The sequence below is a fragment of the Cohnella phaseoli genome, from assembly GCF_003386235.1.
GTDB lineage: Bacteria > Bacillota > Bacilli > Paenibacillales > Paenibacillaceae > Cohnella > Cohnella phaseoli.
Genome location: NZ_QRDZ01000015.1, coordinates 144879 through 165446, shown reverse-complemented (window position 1 = coordinate 165446; position 20568 = coordinate 144879). Strand labels below are relative to the sequence as shown.

Here is a 20568-nt window from a genome sequence, read left to right as displayed (position 1 = left end):
TTAGTTAATTTATTACATGAACTACAATATTGTCAAGGCGAAATTTGCCAAATTATCAGTTTTCGTCCCGCAGCGCTTGTTCCGATTAGACCTGTTGCTCATACCCTAACTGGTGACCGTCCTCGAAGCCTTTAGCAAAACCGACGTTGTACCCCTCGTTATACGCTTGATTAAAGCCTGCTTGATACGAGGAGCCTCCTCCTGCTGTACCGGCATTCCGAGCCCTTCCGACGCGCCTTCTCCCCGCTGGATTCCTTCGAACGCTGCGCCTGCCGACCACCTTACGGGAACGAAGCTTGCTTTTGCCCGATCTGATCTTCCCTCTGCGTAAGGGCCTTTTGCCGCTTCTGCCAGCAACGGCTTTCTTCCTTCCGCCAATGCGGGCGGAACGCGATTTGCCTTTCAATTCGGAACACCCCCGGTCTCTGAGCTAGCTTGCTTGCACCTCACCGCTTCGGATAACCAAGGAGCGGCTGGCGTTCCGGCGACGGGCGGGCGCCAGCTTTGTCCGGTTACCGTTCTAAGCAGCGCCCCCTGCATTCCATTCAGCACTCGCACATGCTCCTGTAGAGTCGAAGGAGAGACGCCGACATGCTCCGTCACATCCGCTGCATTTTCCAGTATTCTCGCTAATGCTTCCTGGCTTCTAGAGATCGCGCCCATGAGCTGAAGCTTGATTTCCCACTCCCGATCCGACCGATTCATCTCTCGCGCTCTCCCATGTCGTAGCCTCCGAACATGGAGTTCATGCCTTCGGACTCCTCCGTATCCGGGTTAAGGATCGCTTTCATATTGCGGCTCAACCCGTTGCACAGCTTCGTTAATCCGTCCAGCACCTCGATGTTCTGTTCGTTCCACTGGATACAGGTCGATAGTTGGTCGTTATGAGCTTCGTAGGTATCGTTAGTAATATGAGTGCAGAGCCAATTGCGAACCTTTTCGGCCTCCGCGGCTTTCGCCTCCAAAATCATGGCTACGTTCCACTGCATCTTCGCAATGGCGTCGAGCGTGAGATGATAAGCTTCCTCCCGATTCATTTCATCTCCCCTCCTTTCACCGCGCGCTGCTATTCCTCGTCGTTGGAATCTCCCATCGCCTTTACGACGTTGGTCAGACTATCGGCGACGGCTTCCTGCAAATCCGCAAGACTGTTCAAATAAGAAATTACGTTCTTCGTTACGTTGGACGAGCTATCCAGCAACCCGCTTAATCCGTTCAACTGAGGATGCTCATCCGGCAGCGCTTGGACGAGATGGGCCATCCGTACGGCTACGTGCCTTTTGGCATCCAATATTCTGGCCATTTGCTGATGGGATCTGGAGAGGTGGACGACGATTTCAGTCAACAATTCCTGCATGACAGCCATACCCTCCCTAGGCAAAATGCATTCTCGCGCAACCAGCCGCATACGTCCAGTTCTCTACAGCATATGCCGCCAATCAGCGCTTGCCACAGGAGCAAAAGCCTACATTGGCGCGCCTCTGCGCCCCGCGAAACGCCAAAAAGGCCCATCGTCCGCCCATAAAGACAGCAGACAATAAGCCTGGCCGATTCGCATCGTGCGGGGCACCGGGCATTCTCGTCCGTCCCCCTTACAGCACTTGCTTAAGCATGGGAGGGGCAATAATCGGCAGCCCTTCCTCCGCTTCCGACAATTGGACCAATGTGATCGTTCGCGACGGTTTGAGATGCAGTTGCCAGTATCTCATCACTGAAGCGCTGACGATTTTCCGGGCTTTGCCGTTCTCCGCATAAAACAGCGTTCCATCCTCCAACTGCGCGACGCCGGATTCCCAGCCGGAAGCTCCGTCCAAACCGCGCCATCGCGCTTCCACTTCCTGAACGGGGATCGGATCGCCCAGCGGCCAGCGCTTCAGATCGATCTGCGACAGTCTAACGGCGGGAAAAGTAATCGAGCCCTCCACAAGCCGTCTCTGCCCCTTTTCCACCCAGTAGTAGTTCGCGCCAACGCCTTGCACCACAATTCTTTCGGGGTAAAAAGCGCCCGAATGATGCGCGGCCCCCTGAGTCCAAACAGGCTGTCTGCGAACTTGCTGGATCCATTCGTAAGGGTCGTGCCATTTATCCATGAAATATTGCTGATTGCGATCGTTGACTTCCTGGAACCTGTCTCCCAGCGCCTTCATGCTGACGCTGCCGAAATGATGAATAAACGTGTCCTGGGCCATGACCAGACTTTTTCCCGACAATCGAACGCGAATATTGTAATCGTCATCTTCGAAATTGCCGATCTCAAAGCCTTCGTCGAAATAGCCGATCCCTTCGAACAGCTCGCGCCTAAACAGCAAACAGAACCCCGTCAGTCGATCGGTTCTGAGCCACCGGGACGGATCCGAACGGTTGTATTCTCTGGCGAAAGCGGGCATATCGGCTATATCCGTATAAGGAACGTCGATCTTCTGCTGGCCGCTGATATAGTTCGTCATAGGGCCGACCATCCCTATCGTTTCATCGCTGTTGAGGCACGCCATTAAGTTATCGAGCCAATTTTCCGTTACCAGCGTATCGTTATTCAGCAGCACGATCGTACTGCCTTTCGCCATCATCATCCCGATGTTGATCGCTCCGGCAAAACCGAGATTTTTGTCCAACGCCCGGAACCGAACCTGCCCGCCCAAATTCCGCAAGTAATCCGCCGTCCCGTCGGTCGACGCATTATCTACGACAATAATTTCATAAGGCAGATCCGTATTGTCGAAAATGCTCTCAATGCACATTCTAATCATGTTTAATTGATTATAGGTGGGAATAACGATGCTCGTTCCTTCGAATAAAATCGGGTAGCTTTGCAAGCCGGACTGTACGCCCTCGCGGTAGCCGTCCCCGAATCCCTCTTGGTAGCGGGTTTGCCGGGCTTCGCGCTGCCGGCGGAGCCGTCCGCCGACCGCCCTTGATCCGGTGCGGGAAAACCTGCGCCGTTTTGCCCGCTTGACCCTTGTCTTTGTCGCAGCCATTTTCTCGCCTCCATGCTCCTATTGCCTTTCAGGCTGAGCAAGACCGGCCATTCGATCGGCCAGATGACCGAAATCGAACGTCACCTTGCCCCCCATTCCGGCCAAATGAACCGTTATCGGAATCGCCGCTATTCCCGCGGCTACCAGAGCGATGTCGTAGTCGTATTGCATCGCTTCAGCCACAACTCTGGGAACGTCCGCGTAGCCGTTAACCGGAGTAACCGCCCCGACCACTTCCATTCCCTTCTCAAGCAGCGCCTCCCGGAGCTGCAGCGCCACATTCCCGATGATCAATAGTTTGCGTCCTTGGAACAACCGGAGCAGCAGCCCCTGCTCCTCCATCAAATAGTTCATCGTGGATGTCGTAAAGCGAAGCTGTCTATAATCGATGCCATGGGCGCGAAGAGTGGCGAACAGAAGTGGCTGAAAATGGGGATGACGAGACATCGGCACCCCGATTAACGTAGCCACCTTAATGCATTCCGCCAGCTCATCGCGAGCCGCCAGGTTCGGGATCGTTACGCCCGCATAGGGAAGAAAATCTCCTTCGCGCCGGACCTCCTCAAGAGAAAGTACCTTCTCTTGGGCCAATGTCAGCAATTCTCCGTCTCCCAGACGAATGAAGGCGTAGGATCGCCTCTCGTTAAGAGCCGCTGCCAATTCGTCGTAGACCGTAGCGCTGTTCAGCAAAGGAATGCCTCTTTTTTTTAGCGATTCGACTCCGGCGGAGACGGCCTCCCTTGCCGTGATATCCGGGATAATCATATCCGGCGGCAAGTGCTCCTCCAGCATGCGCTCCCCGCCCTCGATCAACCCTTCCTGATATCCTTGCTCGTAGCTGCGCTGCCGCTCCCGGAACGATTCGTCCCCTTGCTCAAGCTGAGGTTTGGACACGATGGGAGTTCTGCGTTTGCTGCCGACCCGTCTTCGGCGCGAGTGGGCTTTCCCTTTCCCCAGGGCAAGCTTACGCACTTTTTTCTTCAGCGGGAGCTTCCCCTGCTTCGCTCTGGCGACTGGTTTAGCGGGCTTTGGCTTGGCGCTTGTCTTGGCCGGAGATTGCGGTTTCTCCACTCTGGGAGCGGCAGAGGCGACCGCCGGCTTGCGCAAGCTTGACTGCATCATGTGATCGCCCCCTTCAATCTCCTTCCCGCTTCTTCCAAAGACTCGAACGTACCCGCATCCGTCCACCAGCCGGTCAATTCGCGATAGGTCAACTTGCCGGATAAGGCGTAAGCATTGTTGACGTCTGTGATTTCCAGTTCTCCCCTGCGGGAGGGCTTAACTCCGTCAATCATTTCGAACACTTGCGTATCGTAAAAATAAAGGCCGGTCACGCAATAATCCGACTTCGGCTGCTCCGGCTTTTCCTCGATCGTCACAATCCGTCCGCTCTTCTCATCCAGCAGCGGGACTCCGTATCTGTGCGGATCGGCTACTTTTTTCAGCAGCACCATGGCTCCTTCGGATTGTTTGGCATATTGCTCGCAATAAGGCTTCAGACTTTCCTCAAACAAATTGTCTCCTAGCAGCACGACGAATTTATCCTTTCCCTTCATCACCGGACGGGCAAGCTCCAAAGCCTGCGCGATCCCTCCGGCCTCCTCCTGGACCCTGTACACGATCGATACGCCCCAATCCTTCCCGCTACCCAAAATGTCCGCAAAGCTGCCGAGAGAGCCCCGATTGGTCACAAGCACGATATCTCGAATACCGGCCTCTCTGAGCTTAGTAACGCCGTGGCAGATCATCGGGTACGTTCCGATAGGGAGCAGATGCTTATTCGTCCAATAGGTGAGCGGCTTCAGACGAGTTCCCGTGCCGCCCGCCAATATGACAGCCTTCAACAGCGATACCTCCTCATGTTAATGAGCCTGGAAAGCCCGTTTTTCTAGACAAAAGCCCGAGGATCAAGCTGCCATTTATCCATAAACAATCGATAGTTCCTTTCGACAAGATGAGCCTGCTCCTGGGAGCCTTCTCTCTTAAAGCTGGCGCTTCCCTCGTGATAGATCAAAGCGTCGTGGCAGACCAGCAGTCCGAATCCGTGAAGTCTTGCTCTTAAGCAATAATCATCATCCTCATAGTGTCCCGGCGAAAATCTTTCGTCCAGCATGCCGATTTTCTCCATCAGCTCCCTGCGGAAAACGAAGCACAAGCCGACGATCCGTTCGACTCGCTTCCATTTTGCCGGATCCGGTAAATTTACGGCTTCTGCGATTCTTTGAAACTCCTCCAAATCCTCGAACGGATAGTGGACCTGCTGCGAGCCGCTGGCATAGTTTGTCACCGGGCCGACAAGACCGACGTCCGGGGAACTGAGCAGTGCCGTGGACAGGTTGTGAAGCCAATTCGACGTGACGACCGTATCGTTGTTCAGCAGAACGATCGTATCCCCGGAAGCAAAACGCATCCCTTTGTTGCAGGCGACGGGAAACCCTTCGTTACGCGGCAGGGAAACGAGCGTTATCCTTTCTCTCAAGCACCAGGCCGCCGTTTCGTCCCGTGAGCCGTTATCTACGACGATGATTTCATGCGCTTGCTCGGTGTACCGGCGAATCGATTGCACGCACCTTTGCAGCAAATCAAGGCCGTTGTAAGTCGGAATGATAATGGAAGCTATGGTCATGTCGCCCACTCTCCCAATATACCGCGGTTGCGCATCGTATCTGCGAAATGCATTCGATCCCCTCTAACGCTGAGCGCCTCTCTCCAAGCCTCGGCATGGTCTCCGGCAGCCTTCTTCCATCCGGAATCGGCAAAGCCAGGCAGCCCTCCGGCTCCGACGAATCCTCCCGTTCCGAATTTCAGACCTTTCAGTATCGCTTGTGCATGCGCCTTTACCGGTACGGACAACGCGCCGGCGCCAAGTGTATCCAACGCATTCCGGGATAATGCGAAAGGAAGCACAGATAACGAATTGATCTTCAGATCCTCTCGCTTCAAGCTTGCATTCAGAAACTCCTGCAGCCGCTCAACCCCTTTGCGATGGCGAAACGTCCTCATCCTCGCGCCGAGATCGTTCAGAACGACGTCCAGCTTCCCGTCGCATTCCCATAGGAATCGCGCGAGCTGCTCGGCTCCGACGACATTCGCTCCATCGACGAACAGCACTGTGTCCGCTCCGGTTAGTTTAACGCCCAGAGCCCGTCCGATGTCGGGATCTACCCGATCCGGCAAACTGACGACAATCGCATTGCCTAATCCTCTGGCCTGAGAGAAAAGACGCTCTGTCGGCTGCCCTGCAACGACTACGATTTCGTGCAGCGGCAGAAGCTCTAATTGAGATAACGTCTGAACGAGAGCATTCTCGTCCTCTCCCGCGCACACGACAGCCGACGCTTTCGTCTGAAGGGGAATCGGACATAGGGCGACGCTCATTCCCGCTCCCTGCATAAACCCTGCTGCATACTGTTTTCCCCGCTGCAGCGTTTGCCGCCATTCCACCTGGCCTTTACCGCAGGTTTCCCGAAATCTCCGTTGCCAGCTCTCGCTAATCGCTTCTCGTAGCAGGTCTGGCGTTCCAGAATGGCTTCCTCGCCATGCCGATCCGGCGCTTGCTCCTGCTACAAAATCGGAATAGGGTCCGGAGCGCTTCATTGGTCTCTTTCGTTTTGCGGCGCCGGCTTTTCGGGGAAGCTTCCTGCTGTGGGGAGAAGACGAGCGGATCGGCCTGCGCCGAACGCGAGACCGGGCGGCATGTCTGGTTAAGCTGAGTTGCTTCTTCATCTCGCTATCTCACCATCCCTCTTTGGCGAAAACCGTCTTCGTAGCCGCCTCTGAAGTCCGTATGCCTGAGCCACCAATGGATCGCCTCCAGGTGGTCGCCAACGATCAGCGGCTCCAGAGAGTTTTTGCGTTCCCTTTTCAACCTCACCGGATTGAGTTTTCCTACATTAATCGGGGCGACTCGCACCACGTTTAATCCCTGCCTAATCGCCATCGCATGCGCCAGCGGCGGAACGGATAGCGGCGAACAGCCGATCGTCGTCAAAGCCCGACGACTGATCGCATGAGGAATGGCCGTCATCGAAGCCCCGGCCAAATCCGGCCGTCCAAGCAGCGTGTTCAAAGCATGTTTGGCCAGAACGACGCCGTGTACGACAGGAAGATCAACCGGGCCGGAATAATCGTTAAGCGCTACGTCAATTCCCCGCTCTACCGAGTCGACGAAGACTTTGAGCTTTGGGGCAGGAATCAGCATATCCGCATCGATGAACAATAGAATATCCCCTACCGCTTCTCTTGCTCCGATCGATCTGCCGATATCGTGACCGAGCGGCCGATCATAGACGATTACCTTGGCCCCGCTTCTTCTGGCAATATCCAGAGAACCGTCGGTCGAGCCGTTGACAACGACGATCACTTCCGTATGCGGATGAACCCGAAAGGCTTCCCGTATGACCTTGCGCAGCGTCCTCCTCTCATTCATGACCGGCACGATCACGGAGACGCGCGGCGACTGCCAAGAATCTCCGGACGGGCGATTAATTTTCCTGGATTGCTCCTGCACGGAAACCCGGCGTCGAATCGGCCGTTTACGTCCTTTACCCGCGAATTTCGGTTTGCGAATGCGAGAATGGCTTTTCCCGCTGCTGATCGCCAATCCATTCACCCCCTCAGGTTCGGGCAAAGGTATACAAGACATTGTATGTGTGACGTGTCCCTGCGCAACGGCACATGTACTGCCGTTGTCCTCGATGTACCACTCCGAGCATCTGAAACACTTATGTCCACTGCTTCTTACCGTACCGAAAAAGCTAATTTAAACGTCAGAACGACCACCTCCCCCGCAACGATGAGCTGAGGAAATGGCCGTTCGACATCACGCGAAACTATGAATTTGCTTTACTGCCGATCGCAATCCATTGAATGGCCCCCTGAGGATCAGGGCCCAGCCGCGTTCTAAACACAATCAACTCTGCTTCATGAGGACGTTTCTCGGCAAGAATGCAGTTGCAAGCTGGATGATCCGACATTGCTACCAATGTATAAGAATTGTCGGCAAAAGCTCCCGGAAACGATACAATTAATCTCATCGATTCGTTTCCGCCTTGAAATGAGTAGGATTGGTTGCCGAACAGTATGCCCACTCCAGGCCAAGGACTTGCCACTGGAGGGAAAACCAGCTTTTCTTCGCTTACGCTGCCATCCGCCAGATGCTCGCTCGTTACGCTGCCTGTTTTCAGCTTCGATCCGTTCACGCTGCCGTCTGCCAGATGCTTGCTCGTTACGCTGCCTGCTTCCAGCTTCGCTCCGCTTACGCTGTCGTCAGCTAGGTGCTCGCTCGTTACGCTGAATGCTTCAAGCTTCAGTCCGCTTATGCTGCCGTCAGCTAGATGATCGTTCGTCACGCTTCCGAGCTCCAGCTTCGCTCCGCTTACACTGCCGTCAGCCAGGTGCTCGCTCGTTACGCTGCCCGCTTCCAGCTTCGCTCCGCTCACGCTACCATCCACCAGATGATCGCTCGTCACACTTCCGTCTGCCAGATGATCGCTCGTTACGCTGCCCGCTTCCAGCTTCGCTCCGCTCACGCTGCCATCCACCAGATGCTCGCTCGTTACGCTGCCCGCTTCCAGCTTCGCTCCGCTTACGCTGCCGTCTGCCAGATGTTCACTCGTTACGCTACCTGCTTCCAGCTTCGCTCCGCTCACGCTGCCATCCACCAGATGCTCGCTCGTTACGCTACCCGCTTCCAGCTTCGCTCCGCTCACGCTGCCATCCACCAGATGATCGTTCGTCACGCTTCCGAGTTCCAGCTTCGCTCCGCTTACGCTGCCATCTGCCAGGTGATCGCTCGTCACGCTTCCGTCAGCTAGGTGTTCGCTCGTTACGCTGCCCGCTTCCAGCTTCGCTCCACTTACGCTGCCATCCACCAGATGTTCGCTCGTCACGCTTCCGAGCTCCAGCTTCGCTCCGCTTACGCTTCCGTCTGCCAGATGATCGCTCGTTACGCTGCCCGCTTCCAGCTTCGCTCCGCTCACGCTGCCATCAGCCAGATGCTCACTCGTCACGCTGCCCGCTTCCAGCTTCGCTCCACTCAAGCTTCCGTCAGCTAGATGCTCGCTCGTTACGCTTCCGAGTTCCAGCTTCGCTCCGCTCACGCTACCATCGGCAAGATGCTCGCCCGTCACGCTAGCCAGCTCAAGCTTCGCTCTGCTTACGCTGCCGTCTGCCAGATGTTCACTCGTTACGCTCCCTGCTTCCAGCTTCGATCCGTTCACGCTGCCGTCTGCTAGATGATCGCTCATTACGCTTCCGAGTTCCAGCTTCTCTCCGTTTATGCTGCCATCAGCCAGATGTTCGCTTGTCACGCTACCCGCTTCTAGCTTCGCTCCGCTCACGCTGCCATCAGCCAGATGCTCACTCGTTACGCTACCCGCTTCTAGCTTCGCTCCGCTCACGCTGCCGTCTGCCAGATGCTCAATCGTCACGCTACCTGCTTCCAGCTTCGCTCCACTCACGCTTCCGTCAGCTAGATGCTCAATCGTCACGCTGCCGAGCTCCAGCTTCGCTCCGCTTACGCTGCCATCCACCAGATGTTCGCTCGTCACACTTCCGTCTGCCAGATGATCGCTCGTTACGCTGCCCGCTTCCAGCTTCGCTCCGCTCACGCTGCCATCCACCAGATGCTCGCTCGTTACGCTTCCCGCTTCCAGCTTCGCTCCGCTCACGCTGCCATCAGCCAGATGCTCGCTTGTTACGCTTCCCGCTTCCAGTTTCGCTCCGCTCACGCTGCCGTCTGCCAGATGCTCACTCGTTACGCTACCCGCTTCTAGCTTCACTCCGCTCACGCTACCATCCGCCAGAAGCTCACTCGTTACGCTACCTGCTTCAAGCTTCGCTCCGCTCACGCTGCCATCAGCCAGGTGATCACTCGTCACGCTTCCGAGTTCCAGCTTCGCTCCGCTCACGCTGCCATCAGCCAGATGCTCACTCGTCACGCTGCCCGCTTCCAGCTTCGCTCCACTCAAGCTTCCGTCAGCTAGATGCTCGCTCGTTACGCTTCCGAGTTCCAGCTTCGCTCCGCTCACGCTACCATCGGCAAGATGCTCGCCCGTCACGCTAGCCAGCTCAAGCTTCGCTCTGCTTACGCTGCCGTCTGCCAGATGTTCACTCGTTACGCTCCCTGCTTCCAGCTTCGATCCGTTCACGCTGCCGTCTGCTAGATGATCGCTCATTACGCTGCCAGCTTCAAGCTTCAGTCCGCTTATGCTGCCGTCTGCCAGGTGATCACTCGTCACGCTTCCGAGTTCCAGCTTCTCTCCGTTTATGCTGCCATCAGCCAGATGTTCGCTTGTCACGCTACCCGCTTCTAGCTTCGCTCCGCTCACGCTGCCATCAGCCAGATGCTCACTCGTTACGCTACCCGCTTCTAGCTTCGCTCCGCTCACGCTGCCGTCTGCCAGATGCTCAATCGTCACGCTACCTGCTTCCAGCTTCGCTCCACTCACGCTTCCGTCAGCTAGATGCTCACTCGTTACGCTACCTGCTTCCAGCTTCGCTCCGCTCACGCTGCCATCCATCAGATGCTCACTCGTTACGCTACCCGCTTCCAGCTTCACTCCGCTCACGCTACCATCCGCCAGAAGCTCACTCGTTACGCTACCTGCTTCAAGCTTCGCTCCGCTCACGCTGCCATCAGCCAGATGCTCGCTTGTTACGCTACCTGCTTCCAGTTTCGCTCCGCTTACGCTGCCGTCTGCCAGGTGATCACTCGTCACGCTTCCGAGTTCCAGCTTCTCTCCGCTTATGCTGCCATCAGCCAGATGCTCGCTTGTTACGCTTCCCGCTTCCAGTTTCGCTCCGCTCACGCTGCCGTCTGCCAGATGCTCACTCGTTACGCTACCCGCTTCTAGCTTCACTCCGCTCACGCTACCATCCGCCAGAAGCTCACTCGTTACGCTACCTGCTTCAAGCTTCGCTCCGCTCACGCTGCCATCAGCCAGGTGATCACTCGTCACGCTTCCGAGTTCCAGCTTCTCTCCGCTTATGCTGCCATCAGCCAGATGCTCGCTTGTTACGCTTCCCGCTTCCAGCTTCGCTCCGCTCACGCTACCGTCAACCAGATGTTCGCTCGTTACGCTTCCCGCTTCCAGCTTCGCTCCGCTCACGCTGCCATCCGCCAGATGATCGCTTGTCACGCTACCTGCTTCCAGCTTCGCTCCGCTCACGCTACCGTCAACCAGATGTTCGCTCGTTACGCTACCCGCTTCCAGCTTCGCTCCGCTCACGCTACCATCGGCCAGATGCTCACTCGTCACGCTTCCCGCTTCCAGCTTCGCTCCGCTCACGCTGCCATTCGCCAGGTGCTCACCCGTTACGCTACCTGCTTCCAGCTTCGCTCCGCTCACGCTACCATCGGCCAGATGCTCACTCGTCACGCTACCTGCTTCCAGCTTCGCTCCGCTCACGCTGCCATCCGCCAGATGCTCACTCGTTACGCTACTCGCTTCCAGCTTAGCCCCACTCACGCTACCATCAGCGAGATACTCACTCGTCACGCTTCCCGCTTCCAGCTTAGCCCCACTCACGCTGCCATCCGCCAGATGCTCACTGGTTACGCTGCCTGCTTCCAGCTTCGCTCCACTCACGCTGCCGTCTGCCAGATGCTCACTGGTTACGCTGCCTGCTTCCAGCTTCGCCCCACTCACGCTGCCATCAGCAAGATGCTCACTCGTTACGCTACTCGCTTCCAGCTTAGTCCCGCTCACGCTGCCGTCCGCCAAGTGCTCGCCTGTTACGCTGTGTGCTTCCAACGCACGAGGGGCGTTCTCGGCCAAGGCAACTGCCGTTGTTTGCATCTGTTGCAGTTGGTGGAGCCATTCGCGAACTTCCGGAGCAAGCTTCGACTCGTTGACGCTGCCGTCGGCCAATTGCGCATCGGTCACGGACTGCGGCTTGAAGTGGCTCGTCGTAATCGTCTGCTCGCCCAGATGATAACCCAGAATGGAGCGCGGAATGATGTGCGACGAGCTTACGCTTCTTGCAGCAAGCTTTTCCCCGTTTACTGCGCCAACCGCCAGCTGCTCCGTTCCGATGTCGCCATCCCGCAATTTTCCGCTCGTCACGGACCCGTCGGCAAGTTGTTCCGTCCCTACCGCGCCTGCCGCCAATTTCTCCGAAGTGACGGCTCCCGCTACGATTCGATTTGTCGCAATGTCCTCTCCGGCAAGTCGCAAATATTCGAACAAAGGCGAGGACAGATTTTCTACCGCGACAGCTCCCTGGCCCAGCTTCAACGTCGTGATCGCACCGTCCGCCAGCTGCTCCGTCCCGATGCTGCCGTCTGCCAACTTCTCAGTCGTCACCGCTCCGTCCGCAAGCTTTGCCGTTTCAACCGCGCCGTCCGCCAAAATGCTCGAGACAACCGCACCTTCCGCTAACTTGCTTGTTTCGACACTGCGCGGCGCCAATTTATTGCTCGTTACTGCGCCCTCGCCCAACTTCTCGGAAATTACTGCGCCTCTGCCCAGCTTTTCGGATGCTACCGCTCCATCCATCAGTTGGCTTGCGCCGACGCTTCCTCCCGCGAGCTTGTCGGTCGTGACGCCTCCGTCGATCAGCTTCTCCGTCGTGACGCTGTCATTCGCCAAGCGGCTCTCCGTTATTGCGCCAATCTCCAGATGTCCGGCCGCTACGCTGCCAAGAGCCAGCTTCCGCGCCGTGACCGCACCGTCCGCAAGCTTGCCGGTTGCGACCGCGCCTTCCGCAAGCGACTCAGTCTGTACAGCCCCTTCCGCAAGCTGCTCCGTTCCGACGCTCCGCTGCGCCAGCTTCTCGGCCGTTACTGCTCCGTTCGCAAGCTTGCCGGATTCAACAGACCCTTCCGCCAACGACTCCGCGCGCACGGCACCGTCCGCCAGCTGCGCTGCTCCGATGCTGCCATCCGCCACTTTCTCGGCCGTTACCGCCCCATCCGCAAGCTTGCCGTTCTCAACAGACCCTTCCGCAAGCGACTCCGCCTGCACTGCCCCGGCTGCCAGCTGCGGCGTTCCAACGCTCCCCAGAGCCAGCTTCGCAGCCGTCACCGCGCCGTCTTTAAGCTTGGCGGACGCGACGCTTCCAGGGCTTAAAATATCTTCGGTTACCGAGTTGAGTACCAGTTGACTCGTGCCCACGCTGCTGCCCGCAAGCTTGTCGGTCGTCACGATTCCGTCCTGAAGCTTCTCGCTCGTAATGCTGCCATCCGCTACAGACTCTGTGACGACCGCTCCCGGAGCCAAATGCCACGAGCTCACGCTGCCATAGGCCAATTTCTCCGCCGTCACCGTGCTGTCCGCCAGCTTCTCCCCGGTCACCGAATCTTCGGCCAGAATATCCGAGACGACCGCTCCTGCCGACAAATGCGAAGTGCTCACGCTGCCGTAAGCCAATTTAGCGGCCGTCACCGCGCCGTCCGCCAGCTTCCGTTCCGTTACGCTGCCTTCGGCCAGCAGATCCGATGTGATTGCGCCTACGGCCACCTGCCAGGAGCCCACGCTCCCATAGGCCAGCTTCTCCGTAGTCACAGCGCCATCCAGCAGCTTATCGGTCGTTACGCTGTCGTCGGCCAGAATATCCGTCGTCACTGCTTCTGTCGACAAATGCGAAGTGCCCACGCTGTCGTAAGCAAGCTTATCCGCCGTTACCGCGCCTCCGGCCAGCTTATCCGCCGTCACGCTTTCGCTTGCCAAAATGTCCTCCGTGACCGCGCCTTCCGCCAACTGCTCCGTTCCGACGCTGCCGTTCGCAAGCTTGTCGGCCGTTACAGCTCCGCGAAGCAGTTTCTCCTTCGTCACGCTGCCGTCGGCCAAAATCGCCGCCGTTGCGGCGCCGAGCGCAAGCTGCTTCGTGCCGACCGCGCTTTCCGCCAGCTTATCCCCCGTAATTGTCCCGTCACGAACTTTGTCGTTCGATACGCTGCCATCCGCCAGCAATCGCTCGACGATCGCGCCTTCCGCAAGCTGCCTCGCTCCAACCGCACCCTCCGCCAGTTGATCCGCCTGCACGGAGCCTGGCGCAAGCTGAGCCGTTCCGACGCTGCCGTCCGCGAGTTTAACGCCGGTAATCGAACCGTCGGCCAGTTGATCCGCCCCGATTGTACCTGGAGCAATTTTGTCCGCGGTCACCGCACCGACCTTCAGCTTCGCGCCGGTTACCGCACCGTCGGCCAGAGCCTCTGTCGTCACTGCGTCTTCGGCAAGCTGCTCGACGCCCACGCTCCCGCCGGCAAGCTTCTCTGTGGTCACGGCGCCGTCCGCCAGCTTATCCGACGTAATTGCCGAATCTGCCAGCTTGCCGGTCGAGACGCTGCCCGCTGACAGCTTATCGCCCGTTACGCCCTCGTCGGCCAGCTTCAAGCTCGTAACGGACCCGTCCGCCAGCTTCTCTTCCGTTATCGTCCGATCTTTGACGTGGACCGAGCTGACCGCGTTTGGCTCCAGCCTCTCCGCATCGATGCGCCGCTCGCCGTTTTTGGCCAGCGCAAGCAAATCGGGCGCAAGATGCGAGATGGACACTGTGCCTTTGCGAAGATGAAAGCCGTGCACCGCCTCCGATCTCAGATGCTTGCCGCTGACGCTTTCGATCTGAAGATGCTCCGAGCCGACACTGAGCTGGGCCAGTTTTTTGGAGGTTACGATGCCGTCGGCAAGCTTATCCGCCGTAATCGCGGAAGGCTGAATCGCGGCCTCTTGCACGCTTCCTGCAGCCAAATGCCGTTCGCCCACCGCTCCTGCGCCGATATGCGCCGACTCAATCGAGTCCCGCTTCAAGTGCGCAGATGAAATCGACTGTTCCTGAATATGCTGCTCCTTCACTGATCCCGGCGCGATTTTGCCGCCGTCCACGCTATTGGCCGCAAGCTTGCCCGGACCGACGATTCCGTCGTTCAGATGAAACTCGCGAATGCTTTTCTCGGCCATATGCACGCTCAGAACGGATTGCTCCGCCAGATGCCGGCTTTCCACCGAGCCCATGGCCAAATGCGGCGATTTAATCGAGCCATGCGAAAGTTTATCCGACGTTACCGCGCCATCTTCCAAGCTTGCGGACGATACGACTCCTTCGCTTAAGTGAAGCTGCTTAACGGATTTGGGCTTCAAATGCTTTGAAGAGACGGACCCTTCAGCCAGAGCGCGTCCCGTTACGGCCCCGCTCTGCAAGGCTTTGTCGAACACCGCATTCTCCGACAGCTTATCGGAGCCTACGCTGTCGTCCGCCAGTTTAGCCGAAGTTACCGCCAAATCAGCGAGCTTATCCGTTGAGACGCATTCGGGAGAAAGCTTAAGCGATGTAATCAAATGATCTGTAAGATGATGGGAGTAAACCGCCCGAATGCCGATTTGCCGCTCTCCGACAGCCCCCGGCGCGATGTTCTTCTCCATCACGGCTTCAATTTGCAGCGAAGACGCGCTTACCGCCCCGTTCGCAAGATGGGCGGCTTCTATCGCTCCGGCGCGGATGTGCTTACCGCCGACCGCATCCGCGGCCAACGCGCCCCCAACGACAGACTCGTGACCGAAATGATGCGGCCTCAACGCTCCTGCCGCCAGCTGCTCCGACGAGACGCTTTCCCCGGCCAAATGCTCCGTTTTGACGGAGGCAGCCAACAGATGCGCGCTGCCTACGGAGCGTTCCGACAATTTGGCGGAGGTTACGGAGCCTTCGGCCAACTGCATTGGACCGATTGCTCCCTCCGAGACATGCGTCGGTTGAACGGAGCCCGGCGCTAATTGCCCCGAACCGACCGAGCTGTCCGCGAGATGCTCGCGTGCGACCGAACGCGCAGCCAAATGACGGCTGCTTACCGAATGCTCGGCGAGGTGGCGTACTTCTACCGCTCCTTCGGCCAGCTTGTCGGACAGAACGCTGCCTTTGGCAATATGCCGCGAATGCACGGCTTCGTCTCCGATTTTAGCGGAAACGATGCTTTGATCCGCCACCTTCGTTGACGTGATCGCATGATCGACGAGCTTCAGCGTCGTGACCGACTGGTCCGCCAGCTTCGAAGCCGTGATCGATTCGTCCTGCAAATGCCTCGTTTTAACGACTTCGTCCGCGAGATGATCGGCCTTTACCGTTCCCGGCCGAAGGTGTTCTGCCTGAACGGACCCCAGTGCGAGCTTGTTTCCCGCCACCGAACGATCCGCCAGTTCCCTTGTCCCTACGGCCCCGTCCCCGAGATGCTCCGCCGCGACGGCCCGCGGAGCCAAGTGCTTTCCCTGCAGTGCGCCCAACGCCACATGATCGGCAACGATGAGACCTTCGGTCAAGTGCTGGGACTCAATCGCTCCCCTTGCCACTTTTTCTTTCGTCACCGTGCCGTCGCGAAGCTTGGAGGTCGTTACCGATCCTTCAGCCAGCTTCGAAGTGTCGACGATTTCATTGGACAGATTCTCGCTTCTGATCGCTCCGCTGCGGATTTTCTCCGATGTTATGCTCTGGTCCTGCAGCAATTCCGACGTAATGACGGACACGTTCAAGTGCTTGGACTGAATCGAACCTTCGGCGATTTTATCCGAGCTGATCGTTCGGTCCGCCAGCTTCTCCGACGAGACGCTTCCGTCGCGAAGCTTCTCTCCCGTAATAGAGCGGTCGCGGATTTTCTGGCCGGAGATCGCGTTTTTGGCCAGATGGTCCCCGACGATCGATTCCGAGGCCAGCTTGGAGGTCGTCACCGAACCGTCGGCCAGCTTGATCGCCGTTACAGAGAAATCCGCCAGCGAATCGGTGTGTACGGAATCGGCTGCCAAATGCATCGCCTTAACCGCGAACGGAGCCAGCTTCTCGCCTGTAATCGCCTCGTCCGCAATATCGTCGGTATAGACGACGGGAGTCTGGCGCGACGGCATTCTTTTCTCCTTAAGCTTGGCATGCCGCGCCTCCCGCTCCGCAGCATCCTCCTCGTCCTGCTCCTGCTGGACTTCTTCTCTCGCAACTCCGTCCTTCAAGCCTTCGTCCTGCAAACTCGAACTTCCGCCTTCCGGCCCCGCACTCTTCGAAACCTCGCCTTGCAAAACTCGCCTTTCCGAACCTTCGCCTTTCAAGCCTGCTTTTTTCAATCCTCCAACTACCGATCCTTTCAAGCTTCCGCTTCTCAAGCTTCTGCCTTTCGGATCTTCGACTTCCGCCGCAACGTCGCCGGTCATCATCGCAGCCAACTGATCCGTCGACTGGATGCTTTCCGAACGCAGGGCTTCGACAACGGCCACAATATCGGGCTCCATGAGCTTCTGGGGCAATTCGGCTGCGGGAAACGCCCCCGTAGCGATCGCAACGAGCTCCTCCGTCTCCTCGGGAGTCGATACCGTTTCCGTTAATGCCGACCCGACGTCGCTTCCGGTTGACGCTGGAGCCGGGGCCTCGGAGACGCCCGACTTCGTCATGTCGCTATGGGCTGGATTTCCCGCTGGTCTCTCCGGCGCATCGACGGCCGATCCGTGTACGGCCATCGGCTTCGATTTTTGTATGTCATCCAGCCATTTCAGCTCGAGTTTATTCGGATCGTCGACGTAGTATAGCGGTTTGCGCGATTTCGGAGATTTGCCCGCTCGTTTCTTTTTCATGTCCCTCTCCTTCCTGTTCATCGAAATCTTCAGTATCATATGCATTCACCCATGGGCGCGTCACGCGGATAGGCGTCCGTCCATTTTTTTCGTTCATTCCTCCGTCGCCCGCAACGCCCCTCGCCTCCGTTTTGCGGCTTGGAGCTGCCGCCTTATTTCCGTCGCTCTCTTGTTGCGTTATAATGAAAGAACTATCGCAACCATCCGCAAGGGAGATTAACATGGATAAAATCGCGCTGATAAGGTCGGAAGAAGGCTGCGCACATTCCGATCTTCCGCTGCAAGAAGTCAAAAAGCTCATGATCACCGAAGACTCCGCCAACCGTTTGGCCGAGCTGTTCAAGGCTCTTGGGGATCCGACGCGAATCAAGCTGATCGGCGCCCTGCTTCATCGGGAGCTGTGCGTGCACGACCTCGCCGCCCTGCTGGACATGGGCCAGTCCGCCGTGTCCCACCAACTCAGATATCTGCGCAACATGCGCATGGTCAAACGACGCAAAAGCGGCAAAACCGTCTTCTACTCGCTCGACGATTCGCACATCGAACAAATTTTTTTGCAGACGCTTCAACATCTGGAGCACGCATGAGAAAAAGGCGCACAATTCTCCTCGCAAGGGAGATTCATGCGCCTCTTTTTGGCGTTTTTTTATTCCGACTGGAATTTGAGCCATCGTTCCGCAGTATGCCGCCATTGGAAATCCCTCAGCACCCGTTCCCTTCCCCGAAAGCCCATTTCCCGACGCATTTCGCCGTTTGTCAACAGAAAACCGATTTTTCCCGCCAGCTCCGCCGAAATCTTCTCGCGCTCGGTGGAAACGAGAAACCCGGTATGTCCGTCCACCACGATTTCCTTCATTCCGCCCGCCCGGGTAGCGACGACGGGGAGCTCCGCAGCCATGGCCTCGAGATTGACCAGCCCGAAAGCTTCCTTTCCGACGGAGGGCACCACGGCCGTATCCGCCATCGCGAACCAGCGGGGAATATCGTGATGAGAAACATACGGTTGAAAATGAACATGATTTTTCAGACGGGCGGCCATACGATGAAGTCGCCGCACATGTCCCGTCTCGCGATGCGAGCCGTATCTCGCGCTGCCGACGATCACGATCAGCGCATCGGGCACGGCCGCCAATATCGACGGAACGGCGGCAAGCAAATATTTAACGCCTTTCTGGGGAACGAGACGTCCGACATAAATGGCGATCGGACGATTCCCCCATCCGTAACGGGAACGCATTTCCTCGCGGACGGCCGCCCCTTCCAACGTCGATCTGCCGTAAAATCTCGAAATATCCACCCCAAGAGGGTTTACGCGGATTTTATCGGACACATTCGGCACGTACGTTCTAACGTACGTGCGAAGAAACTCGCTGTTCACCTGGATGCGGTCGGCTGCCTGCAAGCATCTTCTTCTTTGGACAGGGTTCAAATAAGGAGCGTTGATAAAAGTAGTGGAATGCAAGTTAAGCCAGATCCGGCTCCGCGGAAACAGCCGCTTTAGCCTGGGAACCCATAGCGGACGGTTCTCCACCTGAATGACGTCCGGTTTCGAACGGGCTAGCCTGGCGCATACCCTGTTAAAATAGTCGCTCTTGTTCGCTCCGGGGAATCGCTCTACCTTTATGCCGCGAAGACTCCCCCGTGCAGGCAGCCTTTTGCCTTTTCTGCCGTAGATGGTAGCGTCGACGTGGGGCAACAGCTCGGGAACGACCTTCTCGACCACGCGTTCGACGGAGCCTCCCATCGCGGAAGGAACCGGGAAAGCTCCCGGAGTAATAAATGCGGCTCTCAGCATCGTTCCCGCCTCCCTCGTCAGCCTCCTAGGCCGTCGCTTCAGCATATACGGAGGAGAGCAAAAAAGTTACGGCGCCTGCCCGCAGCCCAAGCAAAAACAGCTTCGACGGCATGGGCGCCGGAGAAGCTTTGCATAGACGATTCAGACAAGGAGATGCGAGAAACCTAATCTTGCTGAATCGTAACAAAGGGGCTATTGCACTTTACGCGGCGTTATGTCACAATTCTCGGGAATGAATCTATCGATAAAGGAGTGCTCGGCCACATGACTCGTTGGCTGCTGCGCATGATGACGGAACTGTCGTCGCGCAAGTTCATATCCCGCATGACGGGGCGCTTCGCCAAATCTTCCTTTAGCCGGCGTCTCATTCCTCGCTTTGCGGCGATATACAACATTCCGGTCGAGGAAGCGGAGAAAGCGATCGGAGAATACCGTTCGCTCAACGACTTTTTTACGCGCAGACTCAAGCCCGGCCGACGGCCCGTCGACGCCGCCGCAGACGCGCTGACCAGCCCGGTGGACGCGCTCATTACCGGCTGCGGAGTGATCGAAGACGGCATGATGCTGCAGATCAAAGGACAAGATTATACGGTCGAGGAGCTGCTTAACGGCTCTCCGAGAATCGCTCAATATCGGCGCGGATACTTCTGGGTGCTCTACCTGAGTCCGACGGATTATCATCGCATCCATTCCCCATGCGACGGAGATATCGTCGAGAGCGAGCACATTGCAGGCAAAGTATATCCCGTCAACGAATTCGGCCTTACCTCTATGCGCCGCGTGCTTTCCCGCAACGAGCGGCTAGTCTCCTACATCCGCCACGAGCAGGGAGAAGTCGCCGTCGTCAAAGTAGGCGCGATGAACGTCAGCAGCATTCGTTACGTCGAGCCGAAGCCGCGCCGGCTTCGCCGAGGGGACGAGCTGGCCTACTTCGAATTCGGTTCTACCATCGTGCTGCTTACGGAAGACGGCACCTTAAACCCACGCCCGGATTTGAAGCTAGGCTCCAGGGTTCGCATGGGCGAACGGCTCGGAACGCTGGTCCCGAAGTCTTAAACCGGCCATACGCATGAAAAAACCGTCCGATCCCGTTAATTGCGGGCCGCGGACGGTTTTTTTGTCTGCTAGGGCGTGTATGCAAACCCGCTCAGAGGTATCTTTCATCCCCTGCTTCGTCACTTTTTGACGTACCCCCGGTACGCCTTCACAAAAGTTCCTTGCATGGAACGAAAATTCGGCATAATCTACTATC

14 protein-coding genes are annotated in these 20568 nt (G+C 57.4%); 2 read left to right on the top strand and 12 right to left on the bottom strand.

Annotated elements, in window-relative coordinates; genetic code table 11:
• Positions 1–85 precede the first annotated feature (85 nt).
• The 11 genes from DFP98_RS19460 to DFP98_RS19410 all read right to left on the bottom strand — a co-directional run bounded on the left by DFP98_RS19460 (position 86) and on the right by DFP98_RS19410 (position 17521).
• A complete protein-coding gene (locus tag DFP98_RS19460; protein WP_116062265.1) occupies positions 86–406 on the bottom strand; it encodes a FliH/SctL family protein in 321 nt (106 codons plus the stop codon).
• Positions 403–705, bottom strand: a complete 303-nt coding sequence (locus tag DFP98_RS19455; RefSeq protein WP_116062264.1) for a hypothetical protein — start codon at positions 703–705, stop codon at positions 403–405. The genes DFP98_RS19460 and DFP98_RS19455 overlap by 4 nt, the downstream gene beginning before the upstream one ends.
• On the bottom strand, positions 702–1037 hold the full coding sequence (locus tag DFP98_RS19450) for an alpha-helical endospore appendage domain-containing protein (RefSeq protein ID WP_116062263.1): 336 nt from the start codon (positions 1035–1037) through the stop codon (positions 702–704). The genes DFP98_RS19455 and DFP98_RS19450 overlap by 4 nt, the downstream gene beginning before the upstream one ends.
• Positions 1038–1066: 29 nt before the next feature.
• Positions 1067–1357 carry a nucleoside-diphosphate sugar epimerase gene (locus DFP98_RS19445; protein WP_116062262.1) on the bottom strand — a complete coding sequence of 97 codons (291 nt, stop codon included), beginning with the start codon at positions 1355–1357 and terminating at the stop codon, positions 1067–1069.
• Between the two features lie 235 nt (positions 1358–1592).
• Complete coding sequence (locus DFP98_RS19440; protein WP_116062261.1) at positions 1593–2975, bottom strand: glycosyltransferase family 2 protein; 1383 nt, start codon at positions 2973–2975, stop codon at positions 1593–1595.
• Positions 2976–2993: 18 nt separating this feature from the next.
• Positions 2994–4097: a high mobility group family protein gene (locus tag DFP98_RS19435; RefSeq protein WP_116062260.1), complete on the bottom strand. Its 1104-nt coding sequence runs from the start codon at positions 4095–4097 to the stop codon at positions 2994–2996.
• Positions 4094–4819, bottom strand: a complete 726-nt coding sequence (locus DFP98_RS19430; RefSeq protein WP_116062259.1) for a sugar phosphate nucleotidyltransferase — start codon at positions 4817–4819, stop codon at positions 4094–4096. Before DFP98_RS19430 ends, DFP98_RS19435 begins: the two co-directional genes overlap by 4 nt.
• Before the next feature lie 44 nt (positions 4820–4863).
• Positions 4864–5601, bottom strand: coding sequence for a glycosyltransferase family 2 protein (locus DFP98_RS19425; protein ID WP_116062258.1), 738 nt, complete (start codon positions 5599–5601; stop codon positions 4864–4866).
• Positions 5598–6572 carry a hypothetical protein gene (locus DFP98_RS19420; RefSeq protein WP_116062257.1) on the bottom strand — a complete coding sequence of 325 codons (975 nt, stop codon included), beginning with the start codon at positions 6570–6572 and terminating at the stop codon, positions 5598–5600. Before DFP98_RS19420 ends, DFP98_RS19425 begins: the two co-directional genes overlap by 4 nt.
• 133 nt (positions 6573–6705) lie before the next feature.
• On the bottom strand, positions 6706–7572 hold the full coding sequence (locus tag DFP98_RS19415) for a glycosyltransferase family 2 protein (protein ID WP_391574653.1): 867 nt from the start codon (positions 7570–7572) through the stop codon (positions 6706–6708).
• 235 nt (positions 7573–7807) lie between these two features.
• A complete protein-coding gene (locus DFP98_RS19410; RefSeq protein ID WP_116062255.1) occupies positions 7808–17521 on the bottom strand; it encodes a WIAG-tail domain in 9714 nt (3237 codons plus the stop codon).
• Positions 17522–17742: 221 nt separating this feature from the next.
• On the opposite strand from DFP98_RS19410, the gene DFP98_RS19405 reads away from it, so the two are divergent.
• Positions 17743–18108, top strand: a complete 366-nt coding sequence (locus DFP98_RS19405) for an ArsR/SmtB family transcription factor (protein WP_116062254.1) — start codon at positions 17743–17745, stop codon at positions 18106–18108.
• A 59-nt stretch (positions 18109–18167) separates the two neighbouring features.
• On the opposite strand, the gene DFP98_RS19400 is transcribed toward DFP98_RS19405, so the two are convergent.
• On the bottom strand, positions 18168–19316 hold the full coding sequence (locus DFP98_RS19400; protein WP_116062253.1) for a glycosyltransferase family 4 protein: 1149 nt from the start codon (positions 19314–19316) through the stop codon (positions 18168–18170).
• Between the two features lie 264 nt (positions 19317–19580).
• Here DFP98_RS19400 and asd point away from each other — a divergent pair, with 264 nt between their 5' ends.
• Positions 19581–20372 (top strand): archaetidylserine decarboxylase, encoded by a 792-nt coding sequence (gene asd, locus DFP98_RS19395; protein WP_116062252.1) that lies wholly within the window; start codon positions 19581–19583, stop codon positions 20370–20372.
• Positions 20373–20568: the final 196 nt, after the last annotated feature.

What these genes read in the sequence shown, in the direction of transcription:
- DFP98_RS19455 (WP_116062264.1), bottom strand. Translation starts at nt 705, where the DNA reads ATGAATCGGTCGGATCGGGAGTGGGAAATCAAGCTTCAGCTCATGGGC.
- DFP98_RS19450 (WP_116062263.1), bottom strand. Translation starts at nt 1,037, where the DNA reads ATGAATCGGGAGGAAGCTTATCATCTCACGCTCGACGCCATTGCGAAG.
- DFP98_RS19445 (WP_116062262.1), bottom strand. Translation starts at nt 1,357, where the DNA reads ATGCAGGAATTGTTGACTGAAATCGTCGTCCACCTCTCCAGATCCCAT.
- DFP98_RS19440 (WP_116062261.1), bottom strand. Translation starts at nt 2,975, where the DNA reads ATGGCTGCGACAAAGACAAGGGTCAAGCGGGCAAAACGGCGCAGGTTT.
- DFP98_RS19435 (WP_116062260.1), bottom strand. Translation starts at nt 4,097, where the DNA reads ATGATGCAGTCAAGCTTGCGCAAGCCGGCGGTCGCCTCTGCCGCTCCC.
- DFP98_RS19425 (WP_116062258.1), bottom strand. Translation starts at nt 5,601, where the DNA reads ATGACCATAGCTTCCATTATCATTCCGACTTACAACGGCCTTGATTTG.
- DFP98_RS19420 (WP_116062257.1), bottom strand. Translation starts at nt 6,572, where the DNA reads ATGAAGCGCTCCGGACCCTATTCCGATTTTGTAGCAGGAGCAAGCGCC.
- DFP98_RS19410 (WP_116062255.1), bottom strand. Translation starts at nt 17,521, where the DNA reads ATGAAAAAGAAACGAGCGGGCAAATCTCCGAAATCGCGCAAACCGCTA.
- DFP98_RS19405 (WP_116062254.1), top strand. Translation starts at nt 17,743, where the DNA reads ATGGATAAAATCGCGCTGATAAGGTCGGAAGAAGGCTGCGCACATTCC.
- DFP98_RS19400 (WP_116062253.1), bottom strand. Translation starts at nt 19,316, where the DNA reads ATGCTGAGAGCCGCATTTATTACTCCGGGAGCTTTCCCGGTTCCTTCC.
- asd (WP_116062252.1), top strand. Translation starts at nt 19,581, where the DNA reads ATGACTCGTTGGCTGCTGCGCATGATGACGGAACTGTCGTCGCGCAAG.